This is a genomic window from Microbacterium sp. MMO-10 (assembly GCF_037148715.1).
Taxonomy (GTDB): Bacteria; Actinomycetota; Actinomycetes; order Actinomycetales; family Microbacteriaceae; genus Microbacterium.
Genome location: NZ_JBBCSV010000005.1, coordinates 298263 through 322195, shown reverse-complemented (window position 1 = coordinate 322195; position 23933 = coordinate 298263). Strand labels below are relative to the sequence as shown.

Annotated in this window: 21 protein-coding genes; 5 read left to right on the top strand and 16 right to left on the bottom strand. The window is 67.7% G+C overall.

The genetic code is table 11. The features are described 5' to 3' along the window. Positions 1-35 precede the first annotated feature (35 nt). Positions 36-2099: a GmrSD restriction endonuclease domain-containing protein gene (locus WFJ17_RS17505; protein WP_336649070.1), complete on the bottom strand. Its 2064-nt coding sequence runs from the start codon at positions 2097-2099 to the stop codon at positions 36-38. A gap of 162 nt (positions 2100-2261) precedes the next feature. On the opposite strand from WFJ17_RS17505, the gene WFJ17_RS17500 reads away from it, so the two are divergent. The 3 genes from WFJ17_RS17500 (at position 2262) to WFJ17_RS17490 (ending at position 7232) form a co-directional block, all read left to right on the top strand. Next, positions 2262-3623: a hypothetical protein gene (locus WFJ17_RS17500; RefSeq protein ID WP_336649069.1), complete on the top strand. Its 1362-nt coding sequence runs from the start codon at positions 2262-2264 to the stop codon at positions 3621-3623. A gap of 118 nt (positions 3624-3741) precedes the next feature. After that, positions 3742-4680, top strand: a complete 939-nt coding sequence (locus WFJ17_RS17495; protein ID WP_336649068.1) for a HamA C-terminal domain-containing protein — start codon at positions 3742-3744, stop codon at positions 4678-4680. Further along, on the top strand, positions 4677-7232 hold the full coding sequence (locus WFJ17_RS17490) for a DEAD/DEAH box helicase (RefSeq protein ID WP_336649067.1): 2556 nt from the start codon (positions 4677-4679) through the stop codon (positions 7230-7232). The genes WFJ17_RS17495 and WFJ17_RS17490 overlap by 4 nt, the downstream gene beginning before the upstream one ends. Before the next feature lie 601 nt (positions 7233-7833). Here the strand turns inward: WFJ17_RS17490 and mutM are convergent. From mutM to WFJ17_RS17455, 7 genes are all read right to left on the bottom strand, one after another. Continuing rightward, positions 7834-8736 (bottom strand): bifunctional DNA-formamidopyrimidine glycosylase/DNA-(apurinic or apyrimidinic site) lyase, encoded by a 903-nt coding sequence (mutM, locus tag WFJ17_RS17485; RefSeq protein ID WP_336649066.1) that lies wholly within the window; start codon positions 8734-8736, stop codon positions 7834-7836. After that, positions 8729-9421: a ribonuclease III gene (rnc, locus tag WFJ17_RS17480; protein ID WP_336649065.1), complete on the bottom strand. Its 693-nt coding sequence runs from the start codon at positions 9419-9421 to the stop codon at positions 8729-8731. Before rnc ends, mutM begins: the two co-directional genes overlap by 8 nt. A gap of 14 nt (positions 9422-9435) precedes the next feature. Further along, entirely contained in the window at positions 9436-9645 is a 210-nt protein-coding gene (gene rpmF, locus WFJ17_RS17475; protein WP_013586329.1) for a 50S ribosomal protein L32, read from the bottom strand. A gap of 32 nt (positions 9646-9677) precedes the next feature. After that, positions 9678-10145 (bottom strand): YceD family protein, encoded by a 468-nt coding sequence (locus tag WFJ17_RS17470; RefSeq protein ID WP_251442367.1) that lies wholly within the window; start codon positions 10143-10145, stop codon positions 9678-9680. Between the two features lie 150 nt (positions 10146-10295). Further along, the gene (gene coaD, locus WFJ17_RS17465; RefSeq protein WP_251440871.1) at positions 10296-10793 is read right to left on the bottom strand and encodes a pantetheine-phosphate adenylyltransferase; all 498 of its coding nucleotides are present in this window, start codon (positions 10791-10793) and stop codon (positions 10296-10298) included. Between the two features lie 90 nt (positions 10794-10883). Then, the gene (locus WFJ17_RS17460) at positions 10884-13058 is read right to left on the bottom strand and encodes an ATP-dependent DNA helicase RecG (protein ID WP_295032898.1); all 2175 of its coding nucleotides are present in this window, start codon (positions 13056-13058) and stop codon (positions 10884-10886) included. An 82-nt stretch (positions 13059-13140) separates the two neighbouring features. After that, the gene (locus tag WFJ17_RS17455) at positions 13141-13911 is read right to left on the bottom strand and encodes an alpha/beta fold hydrolase (protein WP_251442369.1); all 771 of its coding nucleotides are present in this window, start codon (positions 13909-13911) and stop codon (positions 13141-13143) included. A 103-nt stretch (positions 13912-14014) separates the two neighbouring features. Here WFJ17_RS17455 and rsmD point away from each other — a divergent pair, with 103 nt between their 5' ends. Next, positions 14015-14605, top strand: a complete 591-nt coding sequence (rsmD, locus tag WFJ17_RS17450) for a 16S rRNA (guanine(966)-N(2))-methyltransferase RsmD (RefSeq protein WP_251440899.1) — start codon at positions 14015-14017, stop codon at positions 14603-14605. Positions 14606-14678: 73 nt separating this feature from the next. Here the strand turns inward: rsmD and thiL are convergent, their stop codons facing one another. Continuing rightward, a complete protein-coding gene (gene thiL / locus WFJ17_RS17445) occupies positions 14679-15707 on the bottom strand; it encodes a thiamine-phosphate kinase (protein WP_336649064.1) in 1029 nt (342 codons plus the stop codon). A gap of 23 nt (positions 15708-15730) precedes the next feature. On the opposite strand from thiL, the gene WFJ17_RS17440 reads away from it, so the two are divergent. Next, complete coding sequence (locus WFJ17_RS17440) at positions 15731-16246, top strand: DUF3515 family protein (RefSeq protein ID WP_251440904.1); 516 nt, start codon at positions 15731-15733, stop codon at positions 16244-16246. 30 nt (positions 16247-16276) lie between these two features. Here WFJ17_RS17440 and WFJ17_RS17435 read toward each other — a convergent pair whose 3' ends face one another. From WFJ17_RS17435 to WFJ17_RS17405, 7 genes are all read right to left on the bottom strand, one after another. Next, on the bottom strand, positions 16277-17359 hold the full coding sequence (locus WFJ17_RS17435; RefSeq protein WP_336649063.1) for a D-alanine--D-alanine ligase family protein: 1083 nt from the start codon (positions 17357-17359) through the stop codon (positions 16277-16279). After that, on the bottom strand, positions 17265-18416 hold the full coding sequence (locus WFJ17_RS17430; RefSeq protein ID WP_251440910.1) for an NAD(P)H-dependent glycerol-3-phosphate dehydrogenase: 1152 nt from the start codon (positions 18414-18416) through the stop codon (positions 17265-17267). The genes WFJ17_RS17435 and WFJ17_RS17430 overlap by 95 nt, the downstream gene beginning before the upstream one ends. Next, entirely contained in the window at positions 18406-19158 is a 753-nt protein-coding gene (locus WFJ17_RS17425) for a lysophospholipid acyltransferase family protein (protein WP_251440913.1), read from the bottom strand. Before WFJ17_RS17425 ends, WFJ17_RS17430 begins: the two co-directional genes overlap by 11 nt. Position 19159: 1 nt before the next feature. Beyond that, positions 19160-20518, bottom strand: coding sequence for a UDP-N-acetylglucosamine 1-carboxyvinyltransferase (gene murA / locus WFJ17_RS17420; RefSeq protein WP_251440916.1), 1359 nt, complete (start codon positions 20516-20518; stop codon positions 19160-19162). Between the two features lie 75 nt (positions 20519-20593). Beyond that, complete coding sequence (gene leuD / locus WFJ17_RS17415) at positions 20594-21190, bottom strand: 3-isopropylmalate dehydratase small subunit (protein ID WP_336649062.1); 597 nt, start codon at positions 21188-21190, stop codon at positions 20594-20596. A gap of 2 nt (positions 21191-21192) precedes the next feature. Beyond that, positions 21193-22632, bottom strand: coding sequence for a 3-isopropylmalate dehydratase large subunit (gene leuC, locus WFJ17_RS17410; RefSeq protein ID WP_251440921.1), 1440 nt, complete (start codon positions 22630-22632; stop codon positions 21193-21195). A 176-nt stretch (positions 22633-22808) separates the two neighbouring features. Beyond that, positions 22809-23810 carry a TerC/Alx family metal homeostasis membrane protein gene (locus tag WFJ17_RS17405; protein ID WP_336649061.1) on the bottom strand — a complete coding sequence of 334 codons (1002 nt, stop codon included), beginning with the start codon at positions 23808-23810 and terminating at the stop codon, positions 22809-22811. Positions 23811-23933: the final 123 nt, after the last annotated feature.

The window sequence follows — 23933 nt, the reverse complement described above, 5'->3', positions numbered from 1 at the left end:
AAGCCCGGCATGCGCGCTCGGTCTGACGAGCAATCTCAGACCTCGCTCTCCCCCACCAGCGCGAGCAGATCCTCGGTCGCGAGCTGCTGCTCGACGCCCGCGCGGCCGTCGGCGAGGTTGACGCCTTCGGAGCGGAGCACGTCCGCGGGGTTACGTCGGTCTTCGCCGTCGGTCCAGCGGAAGTCATTCGCGATGCGGCCGTCCCAGGTCAGGACTCGGTACGCGTTCTCGCAGGTGCGACATGTCGACAGGTGCCGTGCGGTCGCCTGGGCACCGGTGCCGACCGCTTCTGCGAGAGCGTTGTAGCTCGTCCAGCGTCCTGCTGGAAGTGCTGCGAGGATCGAGTGTGTGAGTGACCAGTCGAAGCGGCGCGAGTCGTCGAACTTCTGCCGGTACTCCTCCAGCTCGGACTCACTCAGCGCTGGGCGGGGCCAGATCGTGATCGCCTGCTCCGCCAGTCGTTCTGCACGCCGCTCGATGTTCGTCGCGTCCCAGCGGTCGAGCTGTCCCAGTCCCTGGTTCAGTCGGAGCGGGCTGTCGCGGAACCCGCCTTCCATGTCGCGCTTCTCGTGGAACGGGCGGTCGGAGTACTCAGGGTTGTAGCCCGTGAGCGTCAGATTGCCGAGGGTGTGCAGGTAGCGGTCGTGAAGCAGTTCCCAGTCGGGGCCGAGGGTTCCCTGCCAGACCGGGTTCGCGTTCTGCGGCATGATGTGCTCGATCGTGTACTCGGCCGTCGAAACCTCTTCCTTGCGACCGTGGTTCTCCATCGCGCGGAAGAAGTAGCCTCGGCGCTTCAAGTGGTACAGGTCGGTCGACGTGAGCGCCTCTTTGAACTCCTCGTCGGACGGGAACCGCCGGTAGTCGGGAAGCGTCAGCAGACGTCCGCAGATGCTGCCGACGTAGTCCTCGGTGTCGATCGCGGCGGCGAGGGTGGCGAAGGTCTTGTTCAGGCTGTTGGTGGGGATCCGGCAGACAGCCCGTCGGAACAGGCAGGCGATGATCGTGTCGAGGATTTCTACGAACTCCGTGCTCGTCAGCTTGCCGTCGGCGTAGTCCGCGTAGAGACGAAGCTGGAACGGGTACGCGACCGTCGCCAGCTGGTCGAGCTCGCGGAATCGCTTCGCCAGTGACCGATCCGGTTCGGTCTCGAGCGCCATCGCGGCGAACCAGCCGGCGTTGCGGCTCAAGTCGACAACCAGCTCTTCCCGGGTCACACCGTGCTTCGCCTCCCCCGCGGCGTAATCCTTGAAGGCGTCGTAGATCTCATCGAGTCGCGGGATGCTGAGGGTCTTCACCGTGAGGAAGTGACGGACGAACTCGTCGAAGCGGGGCTCGTTCGTCCCTTGGAACTCCTTCTCCATCGGGAACCAGTAATCCTCGTACAGCCGCTCCTGCTGGGCCGGCGGAAGATCCATGAGCACGAAGTTCCGGATCAGATCGGCCTCGGAGAGCTTCTTGCCCGTCGCGTTCATCGACTCGAACACGAGTTGCGGGTCATCAGTGCCGCGTGTGAGTTTCACATCTACGACGACGAGCTTCGAGAGGCCGCGGCACACATCGACGACGGTCTCCGCATCGGCCCGGCTCAGCTGGTCCACGAAGAACTGGTAGTTCTCGATGATCCTCGAGTCCGACGCCGGCAGCGGCACGTTGCGGACGACGGCCTTCAGCGCGTCCTTGTCGCGCTTAGAGAGCATGAGCTTGAAGAACTCATCGCCCGACTCGTACGGATTCGTGAGGTACAGGCCTCGAATCTTCTGCGGCGCGAACCCCGCGACCGGCTCGCGCGCGTCCTCGGGCAAGGTATCGAGGTGCGCGGCGAGGGCCGCGAGCACCAGGGTCACTGTCGTTACCCGCTGCTGCCCGTCGATGATCAGATCGGGCTCGCGGGACGTCGTGGTGCCCTGGTCCTTCTCGATGTAGACGATCGAGCCGGTGAAGTGATTGTTGAGACCGTTTCGGGCTCCGGCGCGGACGATGTCGGTCCACAGCTGGGCGCATTCCGGGATCCCCCACGAGTACACCCGCTGGTAGATCGGAACGATGAAGCGCTCGCTCTTCTTCAACAACTCCAGCAGATTGGCATCGACAGCCTTCACAGCACCCTCCCTCGATCCGCGATCAGCGCGCCAGTGCGGCGATGCACGGTTGAGATCGAGAGTATCGCCAGCGGTGGGACTCACAGCTTCCGGCAGACAGAGGTCGCCGAAGTCCGATGCGGAGGCGCTGCTCCGGCTTGCCAGAATGGGAGAATCGACGTCATGGCAAACGACGTCGCAACCTCGGTGAGTGCTTCCACCGAGCCTCCGTTGTTCGATACCGACATCGTCCCGCTCGGCGAGCGCGCGCTGAGGCGCATCCTCGAGCACGTGGTGGCGATCGGCGACGAGGCAGAGACCACATATCTCGAGGTCAAGAGCGACATCGACCTTGGTAGCAAGCTCGGCATCGCCAAGGTGGCGAAGTTCCTCCTCGGTGCCGCCAATCGTCGCCCCCAAGATGCAGCTCGACACTTCCGCGGATACGCGGTACTGGTGATCGGTGCGAAGAAGGGGGAAACCGTTGGCGTCCCTCGCGGGTCCGAAGCCCACGAGCTCGAAGACAGCCTCCGGCCGTATCTGGGGCCGCACTTTCCCATGTTCGAGTTCGGGCGCATCAGCGTCAACGACGAGAAGGAAGTGCTGTTCGTCATCGCCCAGCCGCCGGAGCCCGGGCAGTCCATATTTCCCTGCCACAAAGAGTTCCAAGGTGATGACCGGAGAGACAACCTTGCGGATGGCGCGATCTACGTGCGCGGTACGAGCAACTCTCGACCGGCCCGTGCCGGCGAAGTCCTCGGCTTGGTCGAACGTGCGCGAGGCGGCGGCAAGCCTCCGATATCCCTCAGTGTGAGCCTCGTCGGCGAGATCCACAGAGTCGATCGAGTAGACGAGGTCCTACAGACGCTGCGAGACTTCGAGGAAGAACAGTTCCTCAAGGAACCTGTGCTCGCGGAGGACGCGTTTGCGAGGAACTCGATCATCCTGGCGAACAGGGTGTTCGGTGGCACCGCGCACCTCACCCAAGCCGACCGAGACAACGCCCTCGCGAAGTGGCGTAGTCAGACGAACGAGCACCTCCGCTCAGCGAGAGAGCACCTGCTCGGTTTAGCCCTTGGAGGCGCAGGGATCAGCGTGGTGAGCCATGACCGTTTCATCGCAAAGCCTCACCTCATCGTCACGTTCCACTGTTGCGAACTCCTCGACTACGTCGGCCCGGATGGGGCTGATCACGAGAAGGCGACGATTCCCGTCCTGCCATCCCGAAATTCACTCATTCCGGATATGGATTTCTCCGCAATACGCCCGGCCTTGCGGAACTACCCAGTGGCATGGAGCAACAGCGGCGGCGATGCACGAGTGATCCTCACTCCGGAGTCTTTTCGCCCGGATGTGCCATGGACCACTGATCGTGACGACTACGTTCTCATCGCGAGAGATCAACAGGCGGACACCATCGAGGTCAGCTGGGCGCTCACCGAGGACGGAAGCGATGCGACCACCACGGGCAGCTTCCAGGTATCGACAGCCGCTCTCGTCGATGCCGCAGACCTCTACACCAGCGCTTTCCTGTCGGAACACTGACCTCTGCCCCGAACCAGTGTCCTTCCCCGCGGTTCCGGCCGCTCACGATAGGCTTCGCACAGGTGCGCAGCGTCGCAAGACCCCTGCTCAGTTCGGATTCGTGACGTCAGGGGGCGCAGTGGACGAAGAAGCGTCAATCATCGAGCGATTCCAGGAACTCCTACGCGGGGAGAATCGTTCGCTACTCGACTTCCTCCCTCCGTTCGAAGACGCCGTGACTATCCCAGAAACGGCCACGGTTGTCCGGACTCATTTCCTAGCTCACGACGCGAACGGCTCCCCCGTTGTCGAACAGCTTGCGGGTGCCATGGCCGATGCGGCTGTGGACTTCTGCATTCCCCGTCGGAAGATCGAGCGGGCATTGGCCGACTGCGCCAAGACCGGTACAGCGGCACCGATAGTAAACCTCAACGAACAAGCGCGGGATCTCTTCGTGAAATCTACTGCCTCGGGGGAGGGAGGAGAACTGCTTCTCTTCCTCCTCCTTGAGCGGGTTCTCCAGCGTCCGCAACTCATCTCGAAGATGCCGTTGAAGACGAGTTCCGCGATGCACGTGCATGGCTCTGACGGTATTCATGCGAGTCTGGCCGACGACGGGGTTCTGGATATCTACTGGGGCGAATCGAAGCTGTACCAGTCGAGCTCGGCCGCGTTCAAGGATTGCCTCGAGAGCATCGCGCCCTTCCTGCGAGCGGATGGGGTCGAGGCACGCAAGCGCGACCTGTTGCTCGTGAGGGATCATCTGAACGTGCCGCAGGTAGAACTCGCCACGCACCTGCTCGAGTACTTCGACGAGTCCAGTTCGAAGAACATGCAGGTGCGCTGGAACGGCGTCTGCCTCGTGGGTTTCGATCACGCGAGCTATCCGAACGTGCCGACGTTAGACACTCAACAGCGCCAAGCGCTAGCAGATCAGGTGGGCCGCTGGCATACGAGCGCGGGAAACCGAGTTAAAGAGTTCGAACTCGTGGCCGTGAACATCGACCTGTTCTGCATCCCTATGCCGAACGTGAACGCTCTGCGCACCCGAGTCCTTGAACGTATGGGGGCGAAATGACGGACGGAATCGACCTCGAGGAAGTGGTCTTCGGCTCCCAGAAATTCCGAGACACTCTCGAAGCCTCGCGGAAGCTGACGGTCCGAAACGAGTTCGCGACTATTCAGTGGCATGAGGATCCTCCGGCGATCGACTGGAACGTCGCCCTGCTCTACGCGAGCGCCATCACCTCAGCGCGGTCAGAACGCGCGCAATCAGCCATCCTCCGGATCGCCACTGCGTGCATGTTCGCATCCGACGCGGAAGCGGCGCATCGCGCAGCTGCGACCGCCCTGCTCGAACGCAGCGGCAACCACATCGCGGTCGAGCTCGCGGAGGCCAGAGACCGCGTTCCTCCCGACGCATGGCTGAAACTGCCGGCAGCGCTTCAAATGGAGGTGGTCCGAAGCCGCATCGATCATTCCGTCAGCCTGTCCGACGGTCGGATACTGCCAGTCAACCCCTTCCAAGGGAAGTTCTGGGACGCGGTCGGGAGCAACGACTGGCTCAGCGTCTCCGCGCCAACATCCGCCGGGAAGTCAAAGATCATCCGGGAACATTTCCTCGAGTTTACGCGCAACAACGACTCCTTCACGCTCGTGTACCTGGTACCCACACGGGCTCTCATCGAAGAAGTCTCGCGAGACCTCCGCGCGGAAGCACCTGCCGAGGTCGGCGTCTTCACGATGCCCTGGGATCCAGATTTGGCAGAGTCGACCAGATCAATTCTTGTCGTGACACAGGAACGGCTACACCTCACCCTGGAGCTGATGCCCGACTTGACGGTGGATCTGCTGTTCGTCGACGAAGCCCAGTCCTTGGCTGGCGACGCACGCGGAGTGCTTCTTCAGCAAGCGATCGAGCGCACCGTACGACGCAGCCCAAAAGCTCAGGTGCTGTTCGCCAGCCCGCTGAGTTCCAATCCCGAACTCCTCATCGAGGATGCGGCATCCGGCCGACGATCTAGTTACTTCGTATCGGAGACCGTGACGGTGAACCAGAATCTCATCTGGGTCGAGAGTGCCTACCGCAAACGTCAACGCCGGTCCGTATCTCTTATCTCGAATGGCAACCGTCATCAGTTGGGTGAGATCGAACTCGCCCAACGCGCGATCAACATCCCGATGCGAATCGCTCTGGTGGCTCATGCACTCGCGGGGAACACCCCGGGCAACGTGATCTATGTGAACACGGCCAACGATGCCGAGAAGGTCGCGAAGGCCGTGTACGAGCAAATCTCATCGACGGGCGCGCCTGACGCCGAGATCGATGACCTGCGCGACCTGATCAAGACGGCGGTGCACAGTAAGTACTTGCTCGCGGATGTCCTAGAGCGCCGCGTCGCCTTCCATTACGGGAACATGCCGCTCGTCGTACGGTCTGAGATCGAACGCCTCTTTGGCGAGGGCAAGATCCACTACCTGGTCTGCACGTCCACCCTGCTCGAGGGCGTCAACCTGCCGTGCCGCACGATCTTCATGCGCAATCCGCAGAAGGGTGTCGGCCATCCCCTCAGCGATGGAGACTTCTGGAACCTCGCCGGGCGCGCCGGACGGTGGGGAAAGGAATTCGAAGGCAACGTCGTGTGCATCGATACGGACGACGACACCATCTGGCCAAATCTTCCTGTCGCGCGCAAGCGGTCGCCGATCATTCGCGCCGTCAACACCGGGTTGGTTGAGACTTCGGGTCTCCTGTCGTTCATTCGATCTTCGGATGAGGTACACAGCGACAGCACCGCCGAAGGACTCTTCGCGTACCTTGCGTCGCGACGCCTTGAGGGCGATCCGATCAGTGAACTTCTCACCCGCGTCCCGCTCGAATCCGAGCGGGACGAGATCGAAGCGGCGATCGAGCGGTCCACAACCGAATCGGCGCTCTCAGTAGACCTGCTGACTCGTCATACCGGGATCTCATCCATCTCGATGGAGAGGCTTCTGACGAGCTTCCGAGAGTCCGGGAGAACACCGGCGGAGCTTGAGCTTCCTCTCCCCGAGGACCCCGATGCAAGGCCCCGCTTCCAAGAGGCGTTTGTGAGAATCGGTGCGACTATGACCGATGTCTTCGGCACGCCACAGTCTGGGGAAGACCGCCGAAAGTGGCAGTTGGCCAACCTCGTGGTCAACTGGATGAAAGGCATGCCGTTGGCGCGCCTCATCGAACAGCGAATCACTTTCTCCAACGTCGCCGTCGCCAAGGCGATACGTGATGTCATGCGAGACATCGAGTCCATCGCAAGGTTCCATGCTCCCAAGTACCTCGCCTGCTATTCGGATTTATTGGCTCACTACGCCGACGAACTCGGTCTAGAGCCCACGGATCGCCCCGACTACGCAATGATGCTCGAGCTGGGAGTGTCGCGCGCCAGTGAGGTCGTGCTCATGTCGATGGGCCTGTCACGGACGGCGACGGTCACGATCGCCGAGCACATCGGCGTCGATTCCTGGTCGACGGCCGAGGCTGTGACGTGGCTCGCCGGTCAGAATTTCGACGGCCTGGGCGTCCCGGTGCTCATCCAGAAGGAGATCGCGACCGTGCTCGAAACAGCCGAGCGGCGAAGGAGAGATGCGTGAACGCGCCCGCGCGAAGGCTCTGCTCGTTCAGGGAGAGGTGACCTTCGCGCGAGCATGCAAGAGCTGGCAAGGGGCGCAGTACCTCCGGGACATAACGAGGCCCCTCGAATCCAGGCGGCAGCGGACGGGCTGATTACGGATCGCCCGAGGCTGCGAGAGTGAATGGGATGGGCGCGCAGCCGCGGGCGAGCTCGACCCGATCGCGAACCTCCAGCAACTCGATGACGGGGTCTTCAACGCGGAGCCGTCAGCAAAGGACCTGCAACCGCATATGGCGGGATGGGATCCTCAGCGCCGCACAAGGAGTACAGCATCGGTCGCGCCTTGCACGAGGCCCCGGCCAAGCATGCGCCTGAGCCGCGGGTGTGGCACCCGCACGTGCGCGATCGCGCCAGTTGGTGGCGTCGCTATGTCCGACGACTCAACCGTCCGCTGACGAGCGCGTCACTGCAGGTCGGTCAACGCCGCGAATCGCGCCATATACATTCAAATCCGACCACAACCTGGATGCCCTTACGCATTCACATACAGCGAGTCGAGGCGGGCATCTAACCGTGCCAAACCCGCCCGCGCTCAGCACAGACAATCCGTGGCGGCGGACTCAGCGTTTTCGCTGGCAGACCGGGCAAAAGTGGCTCGACCGGTTCATGAACTTCTCCCGTACAATAGGAGTCCCGCAACGCTGGCACGGGTGCCCGGCGAGCCCATAGACATGAAGTTGCCGGGAAAAATACCCGGCCTGGCCGTTGACGTTGACGTACTGGGCGTCGAAGCTCGTGCCGCCCTCGGCCAGCGCCTTCTCCAGCACAGCGCGCACCTCCGCCAGCAACCGGTTCACCGCGACGGTCGACAGCGCGGAGGCCGGCGTCTCGGGATGGATCCGCGCCGCCCACAGCGACTCGTCGGCGTAGATGTTGCCGACCCCGCTGATCACGGCCTGATCCAGGAGAACCCTCTTGATCGCGCTCGACCGCGTGCGCAGGATCTCACGGAAGAGGCGGTCCTGGAACGCGTCGTCCATCGGGTCGCGGGCGATGTGCGCCACCTGCGAAGGGATGAGCGGGTCCTCGCTCCCCCATCCGGCGGCGCGACCGTCGTTCGTCGGCACGAGCGCGTCGACGGCCAGGGATCCGAACGTGCGCTGGTCGGCGAAGACGACGGCGAGCTCCCCATGCCGGGGATGCTCGATGTAGATCCGCACCCGCTCGTGCCGGTCCGCGGCCGCGTCCGGTCTGCGCAGCAGCAGCTGGCCGGACATGCCGAGGTGTCCCACCACCGCCGAGCGCGCTCCCTCCCACGACGCGAGCGGCATCCAGAGGAACTTGCCGCGGCGCGCCACGGTGGAGACCTCGGCCCCCTCCAGCCGTGCGGCGAAGTCGGCCGCGCCCGCCGGGTGACGGGTCAACGCGCGCTCGTCGTGGACGGCCACGGAGACGATGCGCGACCCGGTCATCGCAGGAGCGAGCCCGGCGCGGACGACCTCGACCTCGGGAAGCTCAGGCACGGTTGCTGAGCACGTGCCAGGCTGCCAGCGCGGCAGCCATCTCGGCCGTCTTCTTGCTGGTGCCGGTGCCGGTCGTCGTGACCTCGCCGGTCGTCACGGTCGCGGTGAAGCGCCGGTCGTGATCCGGGCCGGTCGACACGACCTCGTAGACCGGAGCGCTGAGCCCGTGCCGGGCGGACATCTCCTGCAGCGCGGTCTTCGGATCCATGGCCGCGCCGTAGCGCTCGGGGTCGGCGAGGAGCGGTTCGATGAGGCGCAGCACGAGCGAGGTGGCCTGCTCGGGGCCGGCCGACAGATAGGTGGCGCCGAAGACGGCCTCCATCGTGTCGGCGAGGATCGAGTCCTTGTCGCGACCGCCGGTGCGCTCCTCGCCGTTGCCGAGCAGGATGTGCGCGCCGAGGCCGATGCCGCGGGCGACCTCGGCGAGGGCGACGGTCGAGACCACGCTCGCTCGGCGCTTCGCCAGCGACCCCTCATCGAGGTCGGGCAGGGTCGTGTACAGCATGACGGTGACGGCCTGGCCGAGCACCGAGTCGCCGAGGAACTCGAGGCGCTCGTTGTGCGGGATGCCGCCGTTCTCGTACGCGTACGAACGATGCGTGAGCGCAAGCTGAAGCAGCTCGGGGTCGATATCGACCCCGAGCTGCTCAGAAAGTGGGACCGTCCCAGTGGGGACTGATGCCATGATCGACCGATCGATCAGACGTCGGCGACCTTGCGGCCCTTGTACTCGAGGAACAGCTCCGTGCCCTGCGAGTCGGTGACGACCTTCGCCTGGTGGGGACGGCTGTAGACGACCTTGCCGTTCTCGATGGTCTTGACGAGGGCGGGAGCCTCAGCCTTCCACTGCGCGCGACGCGAGCGGGTGTTGGAACGGGAGACCTTGCGCTTCGGGGGGTTACCGGCCATGGTTGCTTACCTTCTGTGTTCTGGGCGCGCAGCTATTCCGCTGCGTTCCCGTGGTCTGTGATCTGCTGGAGCGCGGCCCATCGAGGATCGACGGGAGCGTCATGCTCTTTCCCGGCGCTTCCGGTCAGCCGCTCGCCGGTCTCGGGATCGAGTCCAGGGCAATCCGGCTGACACACCGGCTGAAACGGGAGCGCCAAAACCACCGCGTCCCTGACCAGAGTTTCAAGATCCACGTGGTCGTCTTGAACCTCGAAGTCGTTCGCTTCCTCTCCAGGGTACGCGAAAAGCTCCTGAAACTCGACTTCGACAGGCGCTTCGATCGGATTCAGGCATCGTCCGCACTCTCCGCGGTACGTCGAATCGACCTCGCCGGTGACGAGGATGCCCTCGTGCACGGACTCGAGACGCACGTCGATGTCGAGCTCCTCGCCCTTCGAGACGGCGACGAGGCCCTCGCCCCATTGCTCGGCGAGAGGGATCGTGAGCCGGTGCTCGCGCATCTCGCCGGGTCGGCGAACGATGTCGCGCACGGGCAGCACGAAAGGTCCATTGCGTCGGGTTTTCACCCCGCAAGTCTATCGGCTCCGCCTGGACGACGGCCCGACGCCGCGGCGGCTCTCACCGGTCGCACCCGGTCGCAGGGACGGAGGTCAGAGGCCGCGCGCCCCCGTGTCGAGGAACCGCGACACCGCAGGCGGCACGAACGGCGACACGTCGCCGCCGAGGGCGGCGACCTGCCGCACGAGAGAGCTGGACACCAGCGCGTGAGCGGGATCCGGCAGCAGGAACACCGTCTCGATGTCGGCGAGGTGCCGGTTCACGATCGCCATGGGCGATTCGTACGCCACGTCGATCTGCGAGCGGATGCCCTTGACCAGCACCCCCGCGTTCACGTCGCGCGCGTAGTCGACGAGCAGTCCCATGCTCCAGGATCCGACGATCACGGATCCGGAGACCCCGGCCTCGGCGATCGACTCCTCGAGCAGCGCGAGCCGCTGCGCGACCGGCAGCATCGCCTGCTTGTCGGGGTTGTGCACCACGAGCACGTGCAGCTCGTCGTACAGGGCGGCCGCACGACGGATGACGTCGAGGTGGCCGAGGGTCGGCGGGTCGAAGGAACCGGGGACGACGGCGATCCGAGCGCTCACTTCGTCTCCTCACGTCGCTCAGTGCATCGCATGGGACCAGCCTAGCGGCGGGCTCCTCGGTACGAGCCGAGCGCAGGCCTCGCCCAGCGCTCAGTTCTTGGCGAGCGCGGCACGGTCCTCGATGGTCAGGCGCTGGGCCATCGCGTCCCGGAGACCCTCGTGCTCCTCGAGCGCGGGATCCTCCTCGATGATCCCCTCGGCGATCGCCCTGGCCTGCGCGATCAGATCCGCGTCCTTGATGACCCGCAGGAGCTTGAGCGACGATCTGGCCCCCGACTGCCGGGCCCCGAGCACGTCGCCCTCCCCGCGCAGATCGAGATCGACCTCGGCGAGCACGAACCCGTCCAGCGTCGCCGCGACCGCGTCGACGCGGTCGCGGGCAGGCGTCCCCTGCTCCGCCTCGGTGACGAGGAGGCAGAGACCGGGGACGCCGCCACGACCGATGCGGCCGCGCAACTGGTGCAGCTGCGAGACCCCGAACCGATCGGCCTCGAGGACGATCATCGTGGACGCGTTCGGGACGTCCACACCGACTTCGATCACCGTCGTCGCCACGAGCAGATCGATGTCGCCGCGGGCGAAGGACTGCATGATCGCGTCCTTCTCGTCCGCGGCCATGCGCCCGTGCAGGCCGGCGATGCGCACCGCGCTCAGCGACGGATGCGTCGCCAGCGCCTCCTGCAGCTGGACCACGCCCCACCGGGGACCACGGCTCTCCTCCTCGTCGGCGAAGCGCTCCTGGTCGGCCTCCTCGGCGCCGTCTGCCGTATCGATCGCCGCGCACACCGCGAACACCTGTCGCCCCTGCGCGATCTCCTCCGCCGCGCGCTCCCACACCCGCGCGAACCAGCCGGGGTGATCGGCGAGCGGGGCGACGAAGGTCTCGATGCCCGCGCGCCCGCTCGGCATCGTGCGGATCACCGAGGTGTCGAGATCGCCGAAGACGGTCATCGCGACCGTACGCGGGATCGGGGTCGCCGTCAGCACGAGCGCGTGCGGGCTGGTGCCCTTCGCCCGCAGCGCCTCGCGCTGCTCGACGCCGAAGCGGTGCTGCTCGTCGACCACGACGAGCCCGAGGTCGGCGAAGGTGGTCTTCTCGCCGAGCAGCGCGTGCGTGCCCACCACGATGAGAGCCTGCCCCGCCGCGACGCGCAGAGCGGCCTTGCGCCGTTCGGGCGCCGACATCTGCCCCGTGAGCAGCGTCGGCATCACGAGCGGCGCGAGCTGAGGGCCGAGCATCTTCGTGATCGAGCGCAGGTGCTGGGCCGCGAGAACCTCGGTCGGTGCGATGAGCGCCGCCTGACCGCCCGTCTCGGCGACCTGCAGCATGGCGCGCAGCGCGACCAGCGTCTTGCCGGATCCGACCTCTCCCTGCACCAGCCGGTTCATCGGCGCACCGCCGATGAGATCCGCCGCGATCGTCTCGCCCACCGCCTTCTGGTCTGGCGTGAGCTCGAACGGCAGTGCGGCGTCGAAACGCTCCAGCAGGCCCCCGGGCTTCGCCGGCCGAGCCGTGGCGTCGAGCATGCGCACCAGGTAGCGCTGCTGCATGAGCGCCGTCTGCAGGGTGAGCGCCTCGTGCATCCGCAGGGTGCGGATCGCCGGCGCGATCTCGTCCTTGGTGCTCGGCCGGTGGACGCGCTCCAGCGCCGTGCGCGCATCGAGCAGGCCGTCCTCGCGGCGCACCTCGTCGGGCACCGGCTCCGGCACCGGGCCCAGCGCGTCGAGGACCGTGCCGATCATCTTCTCGATCTGCCAGGTCGTGAGGCTCGCCGTCGCCGGATAGATCGGCAGCGGGGTGGTCACGAGCACGTCGGCCTGCGTGCGCGCGCGCAGCTCGTCGTCGAACATCTCGTACTGCGGATGAGCGAACTGGGTGACGCCGCGGTAGTCGCCCACCTTGCCCGTGAACACCCCGCGCCGGCCGATGCGCAGCTCCTTCTCGCGCCATTCGAGCTGGCCGCGGTACTTGGCGAAGAACGTCAGCACCATGCGCCCCACCCCGTCGCCGATGTCGACGGTCATCATCGCGCCGCGACGGTTCTTCATGTCGCGCACGTCGACCTTCATCACCTCGGCGACGATCGTGACGGTCTCCCCCTTCGGGAGATCGAGGATCGGCGTGAGCTCGCCGCGGTTGGCGTAGCGACGCGGGTAGTGCGTGAGCAGGTCGGCGACCACGGACATGCCGAACGCCTTCTGCAGGGTCTTCGCATTGCCGTCGCCGACCGCGACGGCGAGCGGCGAATCGAGACGGAGCGGCATGCTCAGAATTCTAGAGCGGGGCCCGGACGCCGCCGCGCGGCTGTGCACAACCCCGCCGCCGCGCGACCCGGATCCCGGCTGCTCAGCCCTGGAGGAAGGCGAGCGCCGCCTCCCGGAACGGCTTGGATCCCGGCGCGTTGAAGTGGTGCCGTCCGGGGATCTCGAAGAACGTCCCGTTCGGCGAGGCGTCCGCAAGACGCCGCGAGCCCTCGATGATGGGGTCGTCGGAGCCGGTCGCGAACAGGATCGGCTGGCCGGGGGCCGTCGCCGGATCCGGATCGATCGTGCGGGACTCGCCGCGCATCCCCAGGGCCAGCGCGAGCATGACCTCGAGGTCGTTGCCGGGCACCCGCTCGGTGAGCGCGATGTAGTCGCGTGTCGCGGGGTCGGACACCGGCGCCCCGTCGGCGATGTACGCGCGGACCTCGTCGACGTCGAGCCGCTCCAACGGCCGGCCGTCCGGAATGCCGCCGAGCACCGCGCGCGGGATGCGGTCGCCGAGATCGCGCAGCACCTCCCAGCCGACGCGCGCGCCGAGGGAGTAGCCGACGTAGAGGGCCTCGTCGACGAGATACGTGTCGAGCACCTGCTCGATGTCGGTCGCCAGCGTCCGCATCCCGTAGTCCTCGGGCTGGTGCGGCTTCTCGCTGGCGCCGTGGCCGCGCTGGTCGATCCCGAGCACCCGATAGCCGGCGCGTTCGAGCATCCTTGCCCAGCCGGTGAGCACCCAGTTGTCGCGCGTGCTGGACGCGAAGCCGTGCACGAGCAGCACGACGGGCGCCTCGGGCTCTCCCCAGGAGTACGTCGCGAGGCCCACCCCCTCGCCCGCCTCGATGATCTGGGGACGGGGCATGCTGATCAGCTCTGCAAGAGGTTCGGCCACTCCCCTATCCTGCCCCTCCCCGCGGGTCGCGGACGGATCGCGACACCCGCGGCACGCCCCATAGGGTGAACGGGTGACGAGAATCATCGCGGGCTCGGCGGGCGGCACCCGCCTGGAGGTGCCGGGCCACGGCACGCGTCCGACGAGCGACCGAGTGCGCGAATCGCTGTTCGGCGCCCTCGAGTCCATGGACGCGATCGATGACGCGCGCGTGCTGGACCTGTACTCCGGATCCGGCGCGCTCGGCCTGGAGGCGCTCAGTCGTGGCGCACGCGGCGCGGTGCTCGTCGAGCGCGGACGTCCGGCCGCCGCGATCATCCGCCGCAACGCCGGCGCCGTGCGCAAGGCGCTCGCCGCGCCGAAGGGGCCGGACGCGGATCGGCGCGAGGCGGTCGTCGTCGAGAGCGCCGTCCAGGCGTACCTCGGCCGCGCCGCCGGGCCGTTCGACCTCGTGTTCACGGATCCGCCCTACGACCTGTCCGATGCGGACATGACCGCCGACCTCGTCGCCCTGACGCCGCTGCTGTCCCCCGACGCCGTCGTGGTCATCGAACGGGCTCGGCGTGCCACCGCCCCGGACCTCGACGCCGCGGGACTCGCGCTGATCCGCGAGCGCTCGTACGGCGACACGGCGCTGTGGTGGGCGGAACCGGCGCACCGCTGACCGGTGGGGCACCGGCGGGTGGCCCGCCGACGGGTAGCCCGCGATCTCGGCTCGCGCTCCGGCTCCCTGCCGCTCAGGTGCCGACGTCGGCGCCCGCGTCGCGGTACGGGTCCCAGCCGAGGGGTCCCACCGGCTCGCCGTCGTACAGCACCGGCGCGCCCTCCGACGCCGGCACCACGGATCCGATCCGGCGGAAGCCCGGCGGCAGCGCGCCGGCGGGGAACGTCGCGAGCAGCGCGTGGTCCTCGCCTCCGGCCAGTGCACGACGCGGATGCGCGCCGAGGGCCGCCTGCTCGAGCGCGATCGTCACGCCGGAGGCCTCCGCCATCCGCCCCGCGTCCAGGGCGAGGCCGTCGGAGACGTCCATCATCGCCGTCGCGCCCGCGACCGCTGCCACGGGGCCGAGCCCGATGGGCGGCACCGGGCGCACCTGCGCGGCGATCGCCTCCGCCTCACCCTCGGCGAGCAGCGCGGGATCGACGGGCACCGCGGTGCCCGCCGGATGGAAGCGGCCGAAGAGCACCGACAGTCCGTGCGCGGCATGTCCCATCTCCCCCGCGATCGCGACGTCGTCACCGACCCGAGCCCCGGCGCGGGTGACCGGCGCCCGCCCCTCCAGATCTCCGAGCGCCGTGACCGCGATCATCAGCGTCGCCGACACGGTCAGGTCGCCGCCGACGACCGCACAGCCCGGCGCCAGAGCCGCGCAGGCGTCCCTGAATCCGTCGGCCAGGGCCGCCACGAACGACAGGCGTCGATCCTTCGGCACGGCGAGGGCGACGAGCAGCGCCGTCGGCCGCGCTCCCATCGCGGCGACGTCGGCGAGGTTGACCGCCGCGGACTTCCAGCCGAGGTCATAGCCCGTCGACCACGCCGCGCGGAAGTCCGGCCCTTCGACGAGGGTGTCGGTGGTCGCCACGACGGAACCCGAGGGTGCCGCGATGACCGCCGCGTCGTCGCCCGGGCCGAGGAGGGCGTCACGACCCGCCGGGGTCCGCGCGAGGATCGTCCGCAGTACGCGGCCCTCGCTCACCTCGCCGATCGTCGGATCCTCTGATCCTGCCGCGACCGCGTCGGGGCCTGGAGCTGAATGGTCCACCATGGTGTCAACGGTAGCCTGGAGGGATGCCCCGTCGTCTCGCCGTCGTCACCGTCCTCGTGCTCGCGGCAGGGCTCCTCGCCGGCTGCAGCTCGACCGTTCACCTCAACCCGGCGGACGACGCGAACGACCCGCGCTGCGCCGATGTCACGGTGCGCCTCAAGAACGTGCCCTCGATCGACGGTCACGACCGGCGCTGGACGGACGCGCAGTCGACGGCGGCGTGGGGCGACCCGTCGGTGGTGCTGCTCACCTGCGGTCTGCCCGAGGCGGAGCCCACGAGCGCCCTCCAGTGCATCACCCGGCAGGGCATCGACTGGCTCGTGGACGACTCCCGGAGTCCCAACCTCACACTCACGACCTACGGTCGCAAGCCGGCCGTGCAGCTGTTCATCAACAGCAAGCCGGGATCCGGCGTGAGCGGCAACGACGTCATCGACAACAAGAGCCTCGCCGCCGCGATCGCCACGATCCCGGCCACCCACGCCTGCATCGAGCGGCCCGGGGCGGATCCGACACCCGCCCCGAGCCCGTCGAATTAGCGGCTCCGTCGCTCCGGGGAGCGCGTCGGACTAGCGACGCAGCCCCGCCTCGATCAGCTCCGTGATGAGGTCCCGGTAGCTGAGCCCGGAGGCGATCCAGCACTTCGGGAACATCGAGATCGGCGTGAAGCCCGGCATCGTGTTCAGCTCGTTGACGACGAGGGTGCCCTCCGCGGTCAGGAACATGTCCACGCGCGCCAGGCCGCGTCCGTCGACCGCCTCGAACGCGCGGATCCCGGCGTCCTGGATCGCTGCGATCTCGGCGTCGGCGAGCTCGGCCGGGCAGACCACGTCCACGCCGTCGCCGCCGAGGTACTTGCCCTCGAAGTCGTAGAAGCCGCGCGAGGTCAGCACGATCTCACCGGGCACCGACGCACGCGCGCCGTCCGCGCCCTCGAGGATCGCGACCTCGATCTCGCGTCCGACGACACCGCTCTCGATGAGCACCTTGTCGTCCTCGGCGAGGGCGATGCGCATCGCCGCGTCGAATTCCGCGGGATCCGTGACCTTCGAGACGCCGACGCTGGATCCGGCCCGAGCGGGCTTCACGAAGACCGGGAGACCGAGCTCGGCGGCCGCCGCGCGCACGCCCTCGGCGTCCTGCGCCCACTGCCGTGCGCGCACGGTGATCCACGGCGCCACGGCGATGCCGGCCGCCTGCAGGGCGATCTTCATGAAGTGCTTGTCCATGCACAGCGCCGAGTCGAGCACTCCGCCGCCCGCATACGGCACCTCGAGGGTGTCGAAATAGCCCTGCAGCGTGCCGTCCTCGCCATGCGGGCCGTGCAGCAGCGGCAGCACCACGTCGATCGTGCCGAGGTCGTCCACCGCGCCGTCGGCGCGCGTCACGCGCAGCGTGCGGACCCCGCCGGGCTCCGGCCACTGGATCCGGGTGCCGTTGTCGGCGACCTCGGGCAGATGCGCGGCGTCGAGCGGGAACTTGTCCGGCTCGTCGTCCTCGAGGACGAAGGCGCCCGCACGGGTGATGCCGACCGGGATGACGTCGTACCGCTCGCGGTCAAGCGCCCGCAGCACCCCTCCCGCCGTGGCGGAACTGATCGAATGCTCGCTGGAGCGCCCTCCGAAGAGCACCACCACCGTCTGCTTGTCCATTGCCCGTCCCTTCCCCCTGAGGGGTGTCGTCGTCGGTGGTCAGATGGGGGGCGATGTCGCGCGGGTCCATGGCGCCGTCCAGCACCATCTTCACCTGCTCGACGATCGGCATCTCCACGCCGGCGGCGCGGGCCAGCTGCAGCACCGGAGCGACGGACGCGAGTCCCTCGGCCGTCTGCTGCATCTGCTTGACCACGTCCTGGAAGCTGTATCCCTGACCGAGCAGGCGCCCGGCCGTGTTGTTGCGGCTGAGCGGCGACTGGCACGTCGCGATCAGGTCGCCGAGGCCGGCGAGACCCTGCAGGGTCCCCGGCTGCGCGCCGTTCGCCACCGCGAAGTCGGTCATCTCGACCAGTCCCCGGGTGATGATCGACGCCTTGGTGTTCTCGCCGTAGCCGACGCCGTCGACGATGCCGATGGCCACCGCGATGAGGTTCTTCAGCACGCCGCCGAACTCTGTGCCGATGACGTCGGTGTTCACGAAGCTGCGGAAGTAGCGATTGCGCGCGGTGCGCGCGACGATGTCGGCCGTCTCCTGGCTGTTCGAGGCGATCACCGCCGCCGTCGGCTGTTCGCGGGCGATCTCGAGGGCGAGGTTCGGTCCGCTCGCCACCGCGATGCGGTCGGGATCGCAGCCCAGCTCCTGCTCGATGACCTGGCTCATCCGCAGGCCGGAGCTCTTCTCCACGCCCTTCATGAGGCTGACCACCGGGATGTCGGAGCCCTGCAGCAGCGGACGCAGCGCCTTGAGGTTCTCACGCAGGGTCTGGCTCGGGACCGACAGGTACACCTGCTCGGCTCCGGCGACGGCCTCGACGAGATGATGCGTGGCCGTCATGTTGCGCGGCAGGTTGATCCCGGACAGGTACTGCGAGTTCCGCTTGGCCTCGGCGATCTCGTGGGCCAGCTCCTGGCGGCGCGCCCACATCGTCACCTGGGCGCCGCCGTCGGCGAGGATCTTGCCGAAGGTCGTCCCCCAGCTGCCGGCTCCGATCACGGTGACCCTGGGCCCGAGCGGGATCGAGGCCGTGCGGGGCTGCGCGTTCCTAGGAGTCAAGGCGCCCCGTCTCCTTCTGCCCGTGCTCGGCCGGGTTCCACCGCTGGGCCGGGGCCTTCTCGCCGCGGACCTCTTCGAGGAGGGCGGTGATCGCCGCCATCAGCCGCTCGGTCGCCTCGATCAGCGCGGCGTTCTCGCCCGCGCGGTCGTACAGGTCGGAGATGTCGACCGGATCCCCGATCACGACGTCGATCTTCTTGCGCGGCGGCCAGAGGCTGAGCCCCTTCTGGTAGCGGCCCATGATGTTCTGCGTGCCCCACTGCGCCATCGGGATCAACGGGATCCGCCCGGCGAGGGCGAGGCGCACGGCGCCCGACTTGCCGCGCATGGGCCACAGCTCCGGATCGCGCGTGAGCGTGCCCTCGGGATACACGATCACACCGCGACCGTGCTCCACGAGCTCCTTCGACTGCGCGATGGTCTGCTTCGCCGCGGCCACGGATGTCGCCCGCGCCACGGGGATCATGCCCGTGCCGCGCAGCGCCCAGCCCAGCACGGGCACACGGAACAGGCTCTCCTTCGCCATGAAGCGCGGGGCGCGCCCGAGCCGCCAGACCGCGACGGCCACGATCAGCGGGTCGAACTCGGAGTAGTGATTCGGCGCCAGCACGAAGGCTCCGGAGCGCGGCAGCTTCTCGGCGCCGCGGAAGCGGATCTTCGCGAGGAAGGAGACGAAGGGCACCACGAAGACCGCCAGGAACCAGAACAGGCTCGGGCGGGTCTTCTCGGCGGTCGCGCGCATCTCAGCCGATCACGTCGAAGTCGGCACCCAGCGCGGTGAGCTTGTCGAGGAACTTCTCGTAGCCGCGGCTGAGGATGTCGACACCCGAGACCTTGGACTCGCCGGTCGCCGTGAGCGCCGCGATGACGTGGCTGTAGCCGCCGCGCAGGTCGGGAACGACGATGTCGGCGCCGTGCAGCGGGGTCGGGCCGGTGATGACGGCGGCCTGCTCGAGGTCGCGGCGGGCCACGCGGCGAGGGCCGTCCTGCAGACCGTGCGGGTGCACGACGATGTCGGCGCCCATCTTCACCAGCGCGGCCGTGAAGCCCATCCGGTTCTCGTACACGGTCTCGTGCACGACCGAGCGACCGGGTGCCTGCGTGAGGGCGACCACGAGCGGCTGCTGCCAGTCGGTCATGAAGCCGGGGTGGACGTCGGTCTCGACGATGACCGGCTTCAGCTCGCCGTCGCGGCGGAACAGGATCCCGTCCTCGCGCACGTCGAACCAGCCGCCCGCCTTGCGGAAGACGTTGAGGAAGGTCAGCATCTCCTGCTGCTTGGCGCCTCCGACGAAGATCTCACCGTCGGTGGCCAGCGCTGCGCAGGCCCAGGAGGCCGCCTCGTTGCGGTCGAAGATCGACCGGTGGTCGTAGCCGCGGAGCGTCTCGACGCCCTCGATGAGGATGACCCGGTTCGGCTCGTAGGAGATGATCGCGCCCATCTTCTGCAGCACCGCGATGAGATCCATGATCTCGGGCTCGATCGCCGCGTTGCGCAGCTCGGTCTGGCCCTGGGCGCGCACCGCGGTGAGCAGCACCTGCTCGGTCGCGCCCACGCTCGGATACGGCAGGTGGATGTTCGCGCCCTTCAGGCCGTTCGGCGCGGAGAGGCGGATGCCGCTGGGCAGCTTCTCGACGACCGCGCCGAACTTGCGCAGCGCGTCGAGGTGGAAGTCGATGGGGCGGTCGCCGATGCGGCAGCCGCCGAGGTCGGGGATGAAGGCCTGGCCGAGACGGTGCAGGAGCGGGCCGCAGAACAGGATCGGGATCCGTGAGGCCCCCGCGTGCGCGTCGATCTCCTCGAAATGCGCCGACTCGACGTCGCTCGGGTCGAACACGAGCGCGCCGGGCTCGTCGCCCTCGGTGACGCGCACGCCGTGCACCTCGAGCAGCGAGCGCACGACGGCGACGTCGCTCAGGTCGGGGACGTCGCGCAGCGTGCTCGCGGTCTCGCCGAGGAGGGTCGCGACCATCGCCTTGGTCGCGAGGTTCTTCGCGCCCTTCACGTCCACCCGGCCGTGCAGTGGACGTCCGCCGCGGATTGCCAGTACGTCGCCCGAGGGCTTCGAAGCGAGCGTGGTCTCGTGCAGCGGTGTCGTCATTCAGGGCCTCTTCTTGTGGAACGGGCGCGGCCGGAGCCGCCGGGCGGATGCCCTGGGCTCACGGCCGCGTCCGGTTCAGAGAACAGGAAGCGTACGTGGCCGCCACGACTCGCGGCGGGCCTCGAACTGCGCGATCTTGTCTTCGTTGCGCAGCGTGAGCCCGATGTCATCGAGCCCTTCGAGGAGCCGCCATCTAGTGTAATCGTCGATCCCGATGGAGGTCTGGAAGTCGCCGATCGTGGCGGTGCGCGCCTCGAGATCGACTGTGATCTCCCGGCCGGGATCCTCGTCGATCAGCGCCCAGATCCGCTCGATGTCGGCCTCCTCGACGGTCGCCGCGAGCAGGCCCTGCTTGCCGGAGTTCCCCCGGAAGATGTCGGCGAACCGGGGGCTCAGCACGACCGCGAAGCCGTAGTCGCGCAGCGCCCAGACCGCGTGCTCGCGGCTGGATCCGGTGCCGAAGTCGGATCCGGCGACGAGCACGGACGCGTTCCGGAACGGCTCCTGGTTGAGCACGAAGTCGGGATCCTGACGCCAGGCGTGGAACAGCGCGTCGTCGAAGCCCGTCTTGGTGACGCGCTTCAGGAACACCGCGGGGATGATCTGGTCCGTGTCGACGTTGGAGCGCTTCAGCGGTGCGGCGACACCGGTGTGGGTGGTGAACTTCTCCATGATCAGGCCTCCTGCCCGTTCTCGACGAGGTCGCTCGGGCTGGACAGCGTGCCGCGCACGGCGGTCGCGGCCGCGACCAGCGGCGACACCAGGTGCGTGCGTCCGCCCTTGCCCTGTCGGCCTTCGAAGTTGCGGTTCGAGGTGGACGCGCAGCGCTCCCCCGGGGCGAGCTGGTCGGGGTTCATCCCCAGGCACATTGAGCAGCCGGCGAAGCGCCACTCGGCGCCGAAGTCGGTGAAGACCTTGTCCAGTCCCTCGGCCTCGGCCTCGAGGCGCACGCGGGCGGATCCGGGGACCACCATGACGCGCACGCCGTCGGCCTTCTTCTTGCCCTGGATGACCGAGGCGAAAGCGCGGAGATCCTCGATCCGGCTGTTCGTGCACGATCCCATGAAGACCGCGTCGACCTTCACCTCCTTGAGCGGGGTGCCCGGAGTCAGGTCCATGTACTCGAGCGCACGCTCGGCGGCGCTGCGCTCGTTCGGGTCGACGATGTCGGCGGGGTCCGGCACGTCCGCGGACAGGGAGACGCCCTGACCGGGGTTCGTCCCCCAGGTGACGAACGGCTCGAGCGCGTCCGCGTCGATGAACACCTCGGCGTCGTACGTCGCGCCCTCGTCGGTGGGCAGGGTGCGCCAGTAGGCGACCGCGTCGTCCCAGTCCTGCCCCTGCGGCGCGTGGGGCTTCCCCTGCACGTACGCGAAGGTGGTCTCGTCGGGCGCCACCATGCCGGCCCGGGCGCCGGCCTCGATCGACATGTTGCAGATCGTCATGCGGCCCTCCATGGAGAGGGCGCGGATCGCGCTGCCGCGGTACTCGAGCACGTAGCCCTGTCCCCCGCCGGTGCCGATCTTCGCGATCACCGCGAGGATGATGTCCTTCGCGGTGACACCGGGGCGCAGGGTCCCCTCGACGGTGATCGCCATGGTCTTGAACGGCTTCAGCGGCAGCGTCTGCGTGGCCATGACGTGCTCGACCTCGCTCGTGCCGATGCCGAAGGCCATCGCGCCGAACGCACCGTGCGTGGACGTGTGCGAGTCCCCGCAGACCACGGTGATGCCGGGCATGGTGAGACCGAGCTGGGGTCCGACGACGTGCACGATGCCCTGCTCGGCGTCACCCAGCGAGTGCAGGCGCACGCCGAACTCCTCGGCGTTGCGACGCAGCGTCTCGATCTGGGTGCGGCTGGTGAGGTCGGCGATCGGCTTGTCGATCGCCAGCGTCGGAGTGTTGTGGTCCTCGGTGGCGATGGTCAGATCGAGGCGGCGCAGCGGGCGCCCCTCGGTGCGCAGGCCGTCGAAGGCCTGGGGGCTGGTGACCTCGTGCACGAGGTGCAGGTCGATGTAGATGAGATCGGGCTCGCCGTTCTCGCCCTTCACGACGAGGTGGTCGTCCCAGACCTTCTCGGCCAGGGTCCGGGGGCGGGGGGCTGCGTCATTCATGCGTTGCTTCTCCAGAGGGTCAAGGTGCGGCCCACGCGAGACTCCGCGGCGAGAGAGGCCTAGATCGAGGTCTCGCCGCGGCTGCTAAGGAGAAGCACCGCCTGCATGGCCACGAGCTTACCCCCGGTCAGGGTGGGTGTTTCCCACCCACCCTGACCGGCGCTGGAGGCGTGCGGTCACTCGGCGAGGGCGCGCTCGCGGCGCTTCTCGCGGCCCGACGCGATGAGGCTCGCCCCGGTCGCGCCGAGCATCGCGACGACGATCACCGTGAGCGACAGCCAGATCGGCACGTCGGGCGCCCATTCGATCGGCTTACCACCGTTGATGAACGGGACGCTGTTCTCGTGCATCGCGTGGAGCACGAGCTTCACGCCGATGAATCCGAGGATCACGGCGATGCCGTAGTGCAGGTAGCGCAGGCGGTCGAGCAGGTCGCCGAGGAGGAAGTAGAGCTGGCGCAGGCCCATCAGCGCGAAGATGTTGGCGGTGAACACCAGGAAGCTGTTCTGCGTGATGCTGAAGATCGCGGGGATCGAGTCGATCGCGAACATCAGATCCGTGACGCCGATCGTGACGAACACGATGATCATGGGCGTCCAGACGCGCTTGCCGTCGACGACCGTCCGCAACTTGGGGCCGTCGAAGTCGTCGCTGACGGGGACGAGCCGGCGGACCAGGCGCACGGCGAAGCCCTCCTTCGCCGCGGTCTCGTCCTCCTGCTCCTTCTCCGGCATGGCCTGGCGGATCGCCGTCCAGATGAGGAATGCGCCGAACAGGTAGAACACCGGGGCGAAGTTCTCGATGATCGTCACGCCCAGGAGGATGAAGATGCCGCGCAGCACGAGGGCGATGATGATGCCCACCATCAGCACTTCCTGCTGCAGCTTCCGCGGCACCGAGAACTGGGCCATGATCAGCACGAACACGAAGAGGTTGTCGATCGAGAGGCTGTACTCGAGCGCCCACCCGGTCAGGAACTCGCCGGCGTGCTGTCCCCCGGCCACCGCGAGCAGGAGACCGGCGAAACCGAGCGCGAGCGCGACGTAGAAGACGACCCAGAGGGTGGACTCCTTGGTCGAGGGGATATGCGGGCGCCACCGCACGATGAGCAGATCTCCGATGAGGATCAGCAGCAGGACGGCGAGCGAGACGACTTCGAACCAGACGGGAACGTCCACAGGGGCCTTTCGGAGGGGTCGGTCAAACGGCCGAAAGTCTCTCCCTCCGCCGCACGGCGGTCACACGCCCGGAGGCCCGGCGGCGGGCCTCGTGATGACGATCGTGTGAAGTCGGAATACTCC

Excerpts from the sequence above, each read along its gene's own strand:
- rpmF (WP_013586329.1), bottom strand. The coding sequence starts at position 9,645 with ATGGCCGGTAACCCCCCGAAGCGCAAGGTCTCCCGTTCCAACACCCGC.
- WFJ17_RS17470 (WP_251442367.1), bottom strand. The coding sequence starts at position 10,145 with ATGCGCGAGCACCGGCTCACGATCCCTCTCGCCGAGCAATGGGGCGAG.
- leuC (WP_251440921.1), bottom strand. The coding sequence starts at position 22,632 with ATGAATGACGCAGCCCCCCGCCCCCGGACCCTGGCCGAGAAGGTCTGG.
- leuD (WP_336649062.1), bottom strand. The coding sequence starts at position 21,190 with ATGGAGAAGTTCACCACCCACACCGGTGTCGCCGCACCGCTGAAGCGC.
- WFJ17_RS17435 (WP_336649063.1), bottom strand. The coding sequence starts at position 17,359 with ATGGACAAGCAGACGGTGGTGGTGCTCTTCGGAGGGCGCTCCAGCGAG.
- WFJ17_RS17440 (WP_251440904.1), top strand. The coding sequence starts at position 15,731 with ATGCCCCGTCGTCTCGCCGTCGTCACCGTCCTCGTGCTCGCGGCAGGG.
- WFJ17_RS17500 (WP_336649069.1), top strand. The coding sequence starts at position 2,262 with ATGGCAAACGACGTCGCAACCTCGGTGAGTGCTTCCACCGAGCCTCCG.
- WFJ17_RS17490 (WP_336649067.1), top strand. The coding sequence starts at position 4,677 with ATGACGGACGGAATCGACCTCGAGGAAGTGGTCTTCGGCTCCCAGAAA.
- murA (WP_251440916.1), bottom strand. The coding sequence starts at position 20,518 with ATGACGACACCGCTGCACGAGACCACGCTCGCTTCGAAGCCCTCGGGC.
- WFJ17_RS17425 (WP_251440913.1), bottom strand. The coding sequence starts at position 19,158 with ATGCGCGCGACCGCCGAGAAGACCCGCCCGAGCCTGTTCTGGTTCCTG.
- rnc (WP_336649065.1), bottom strand. The coding sequence starts at position 9,421 with ATGGCATCAGTCCCCACTGGGACGGTCCCACTTTCTGAGCAGCTCGGG.
- WFJ17_RS17455 (WP_251442369.1), bottom strand. The coding sequence starts at position 13,911 with ATGCCCCGTCCCCAGATCATCGAGGCGGGCGAGGGGGTGGGCCTCGCG.
- thiL (WP_336649064.1), bottom strand. The coding sequence starts at position 15,707 with ATGGTGGACCATTCAGCTCCAGGCCCCGACGCGGTCGCGGCAGGATCA.
- WFJ17_RS17460 (WP_295032898.1), bottom strand. The coding sequence starts at position 13,058 with ATGCCGCTCCGTCTCGATTCGCCGCTCGCCGTCGCGGTCGGCGACGGC.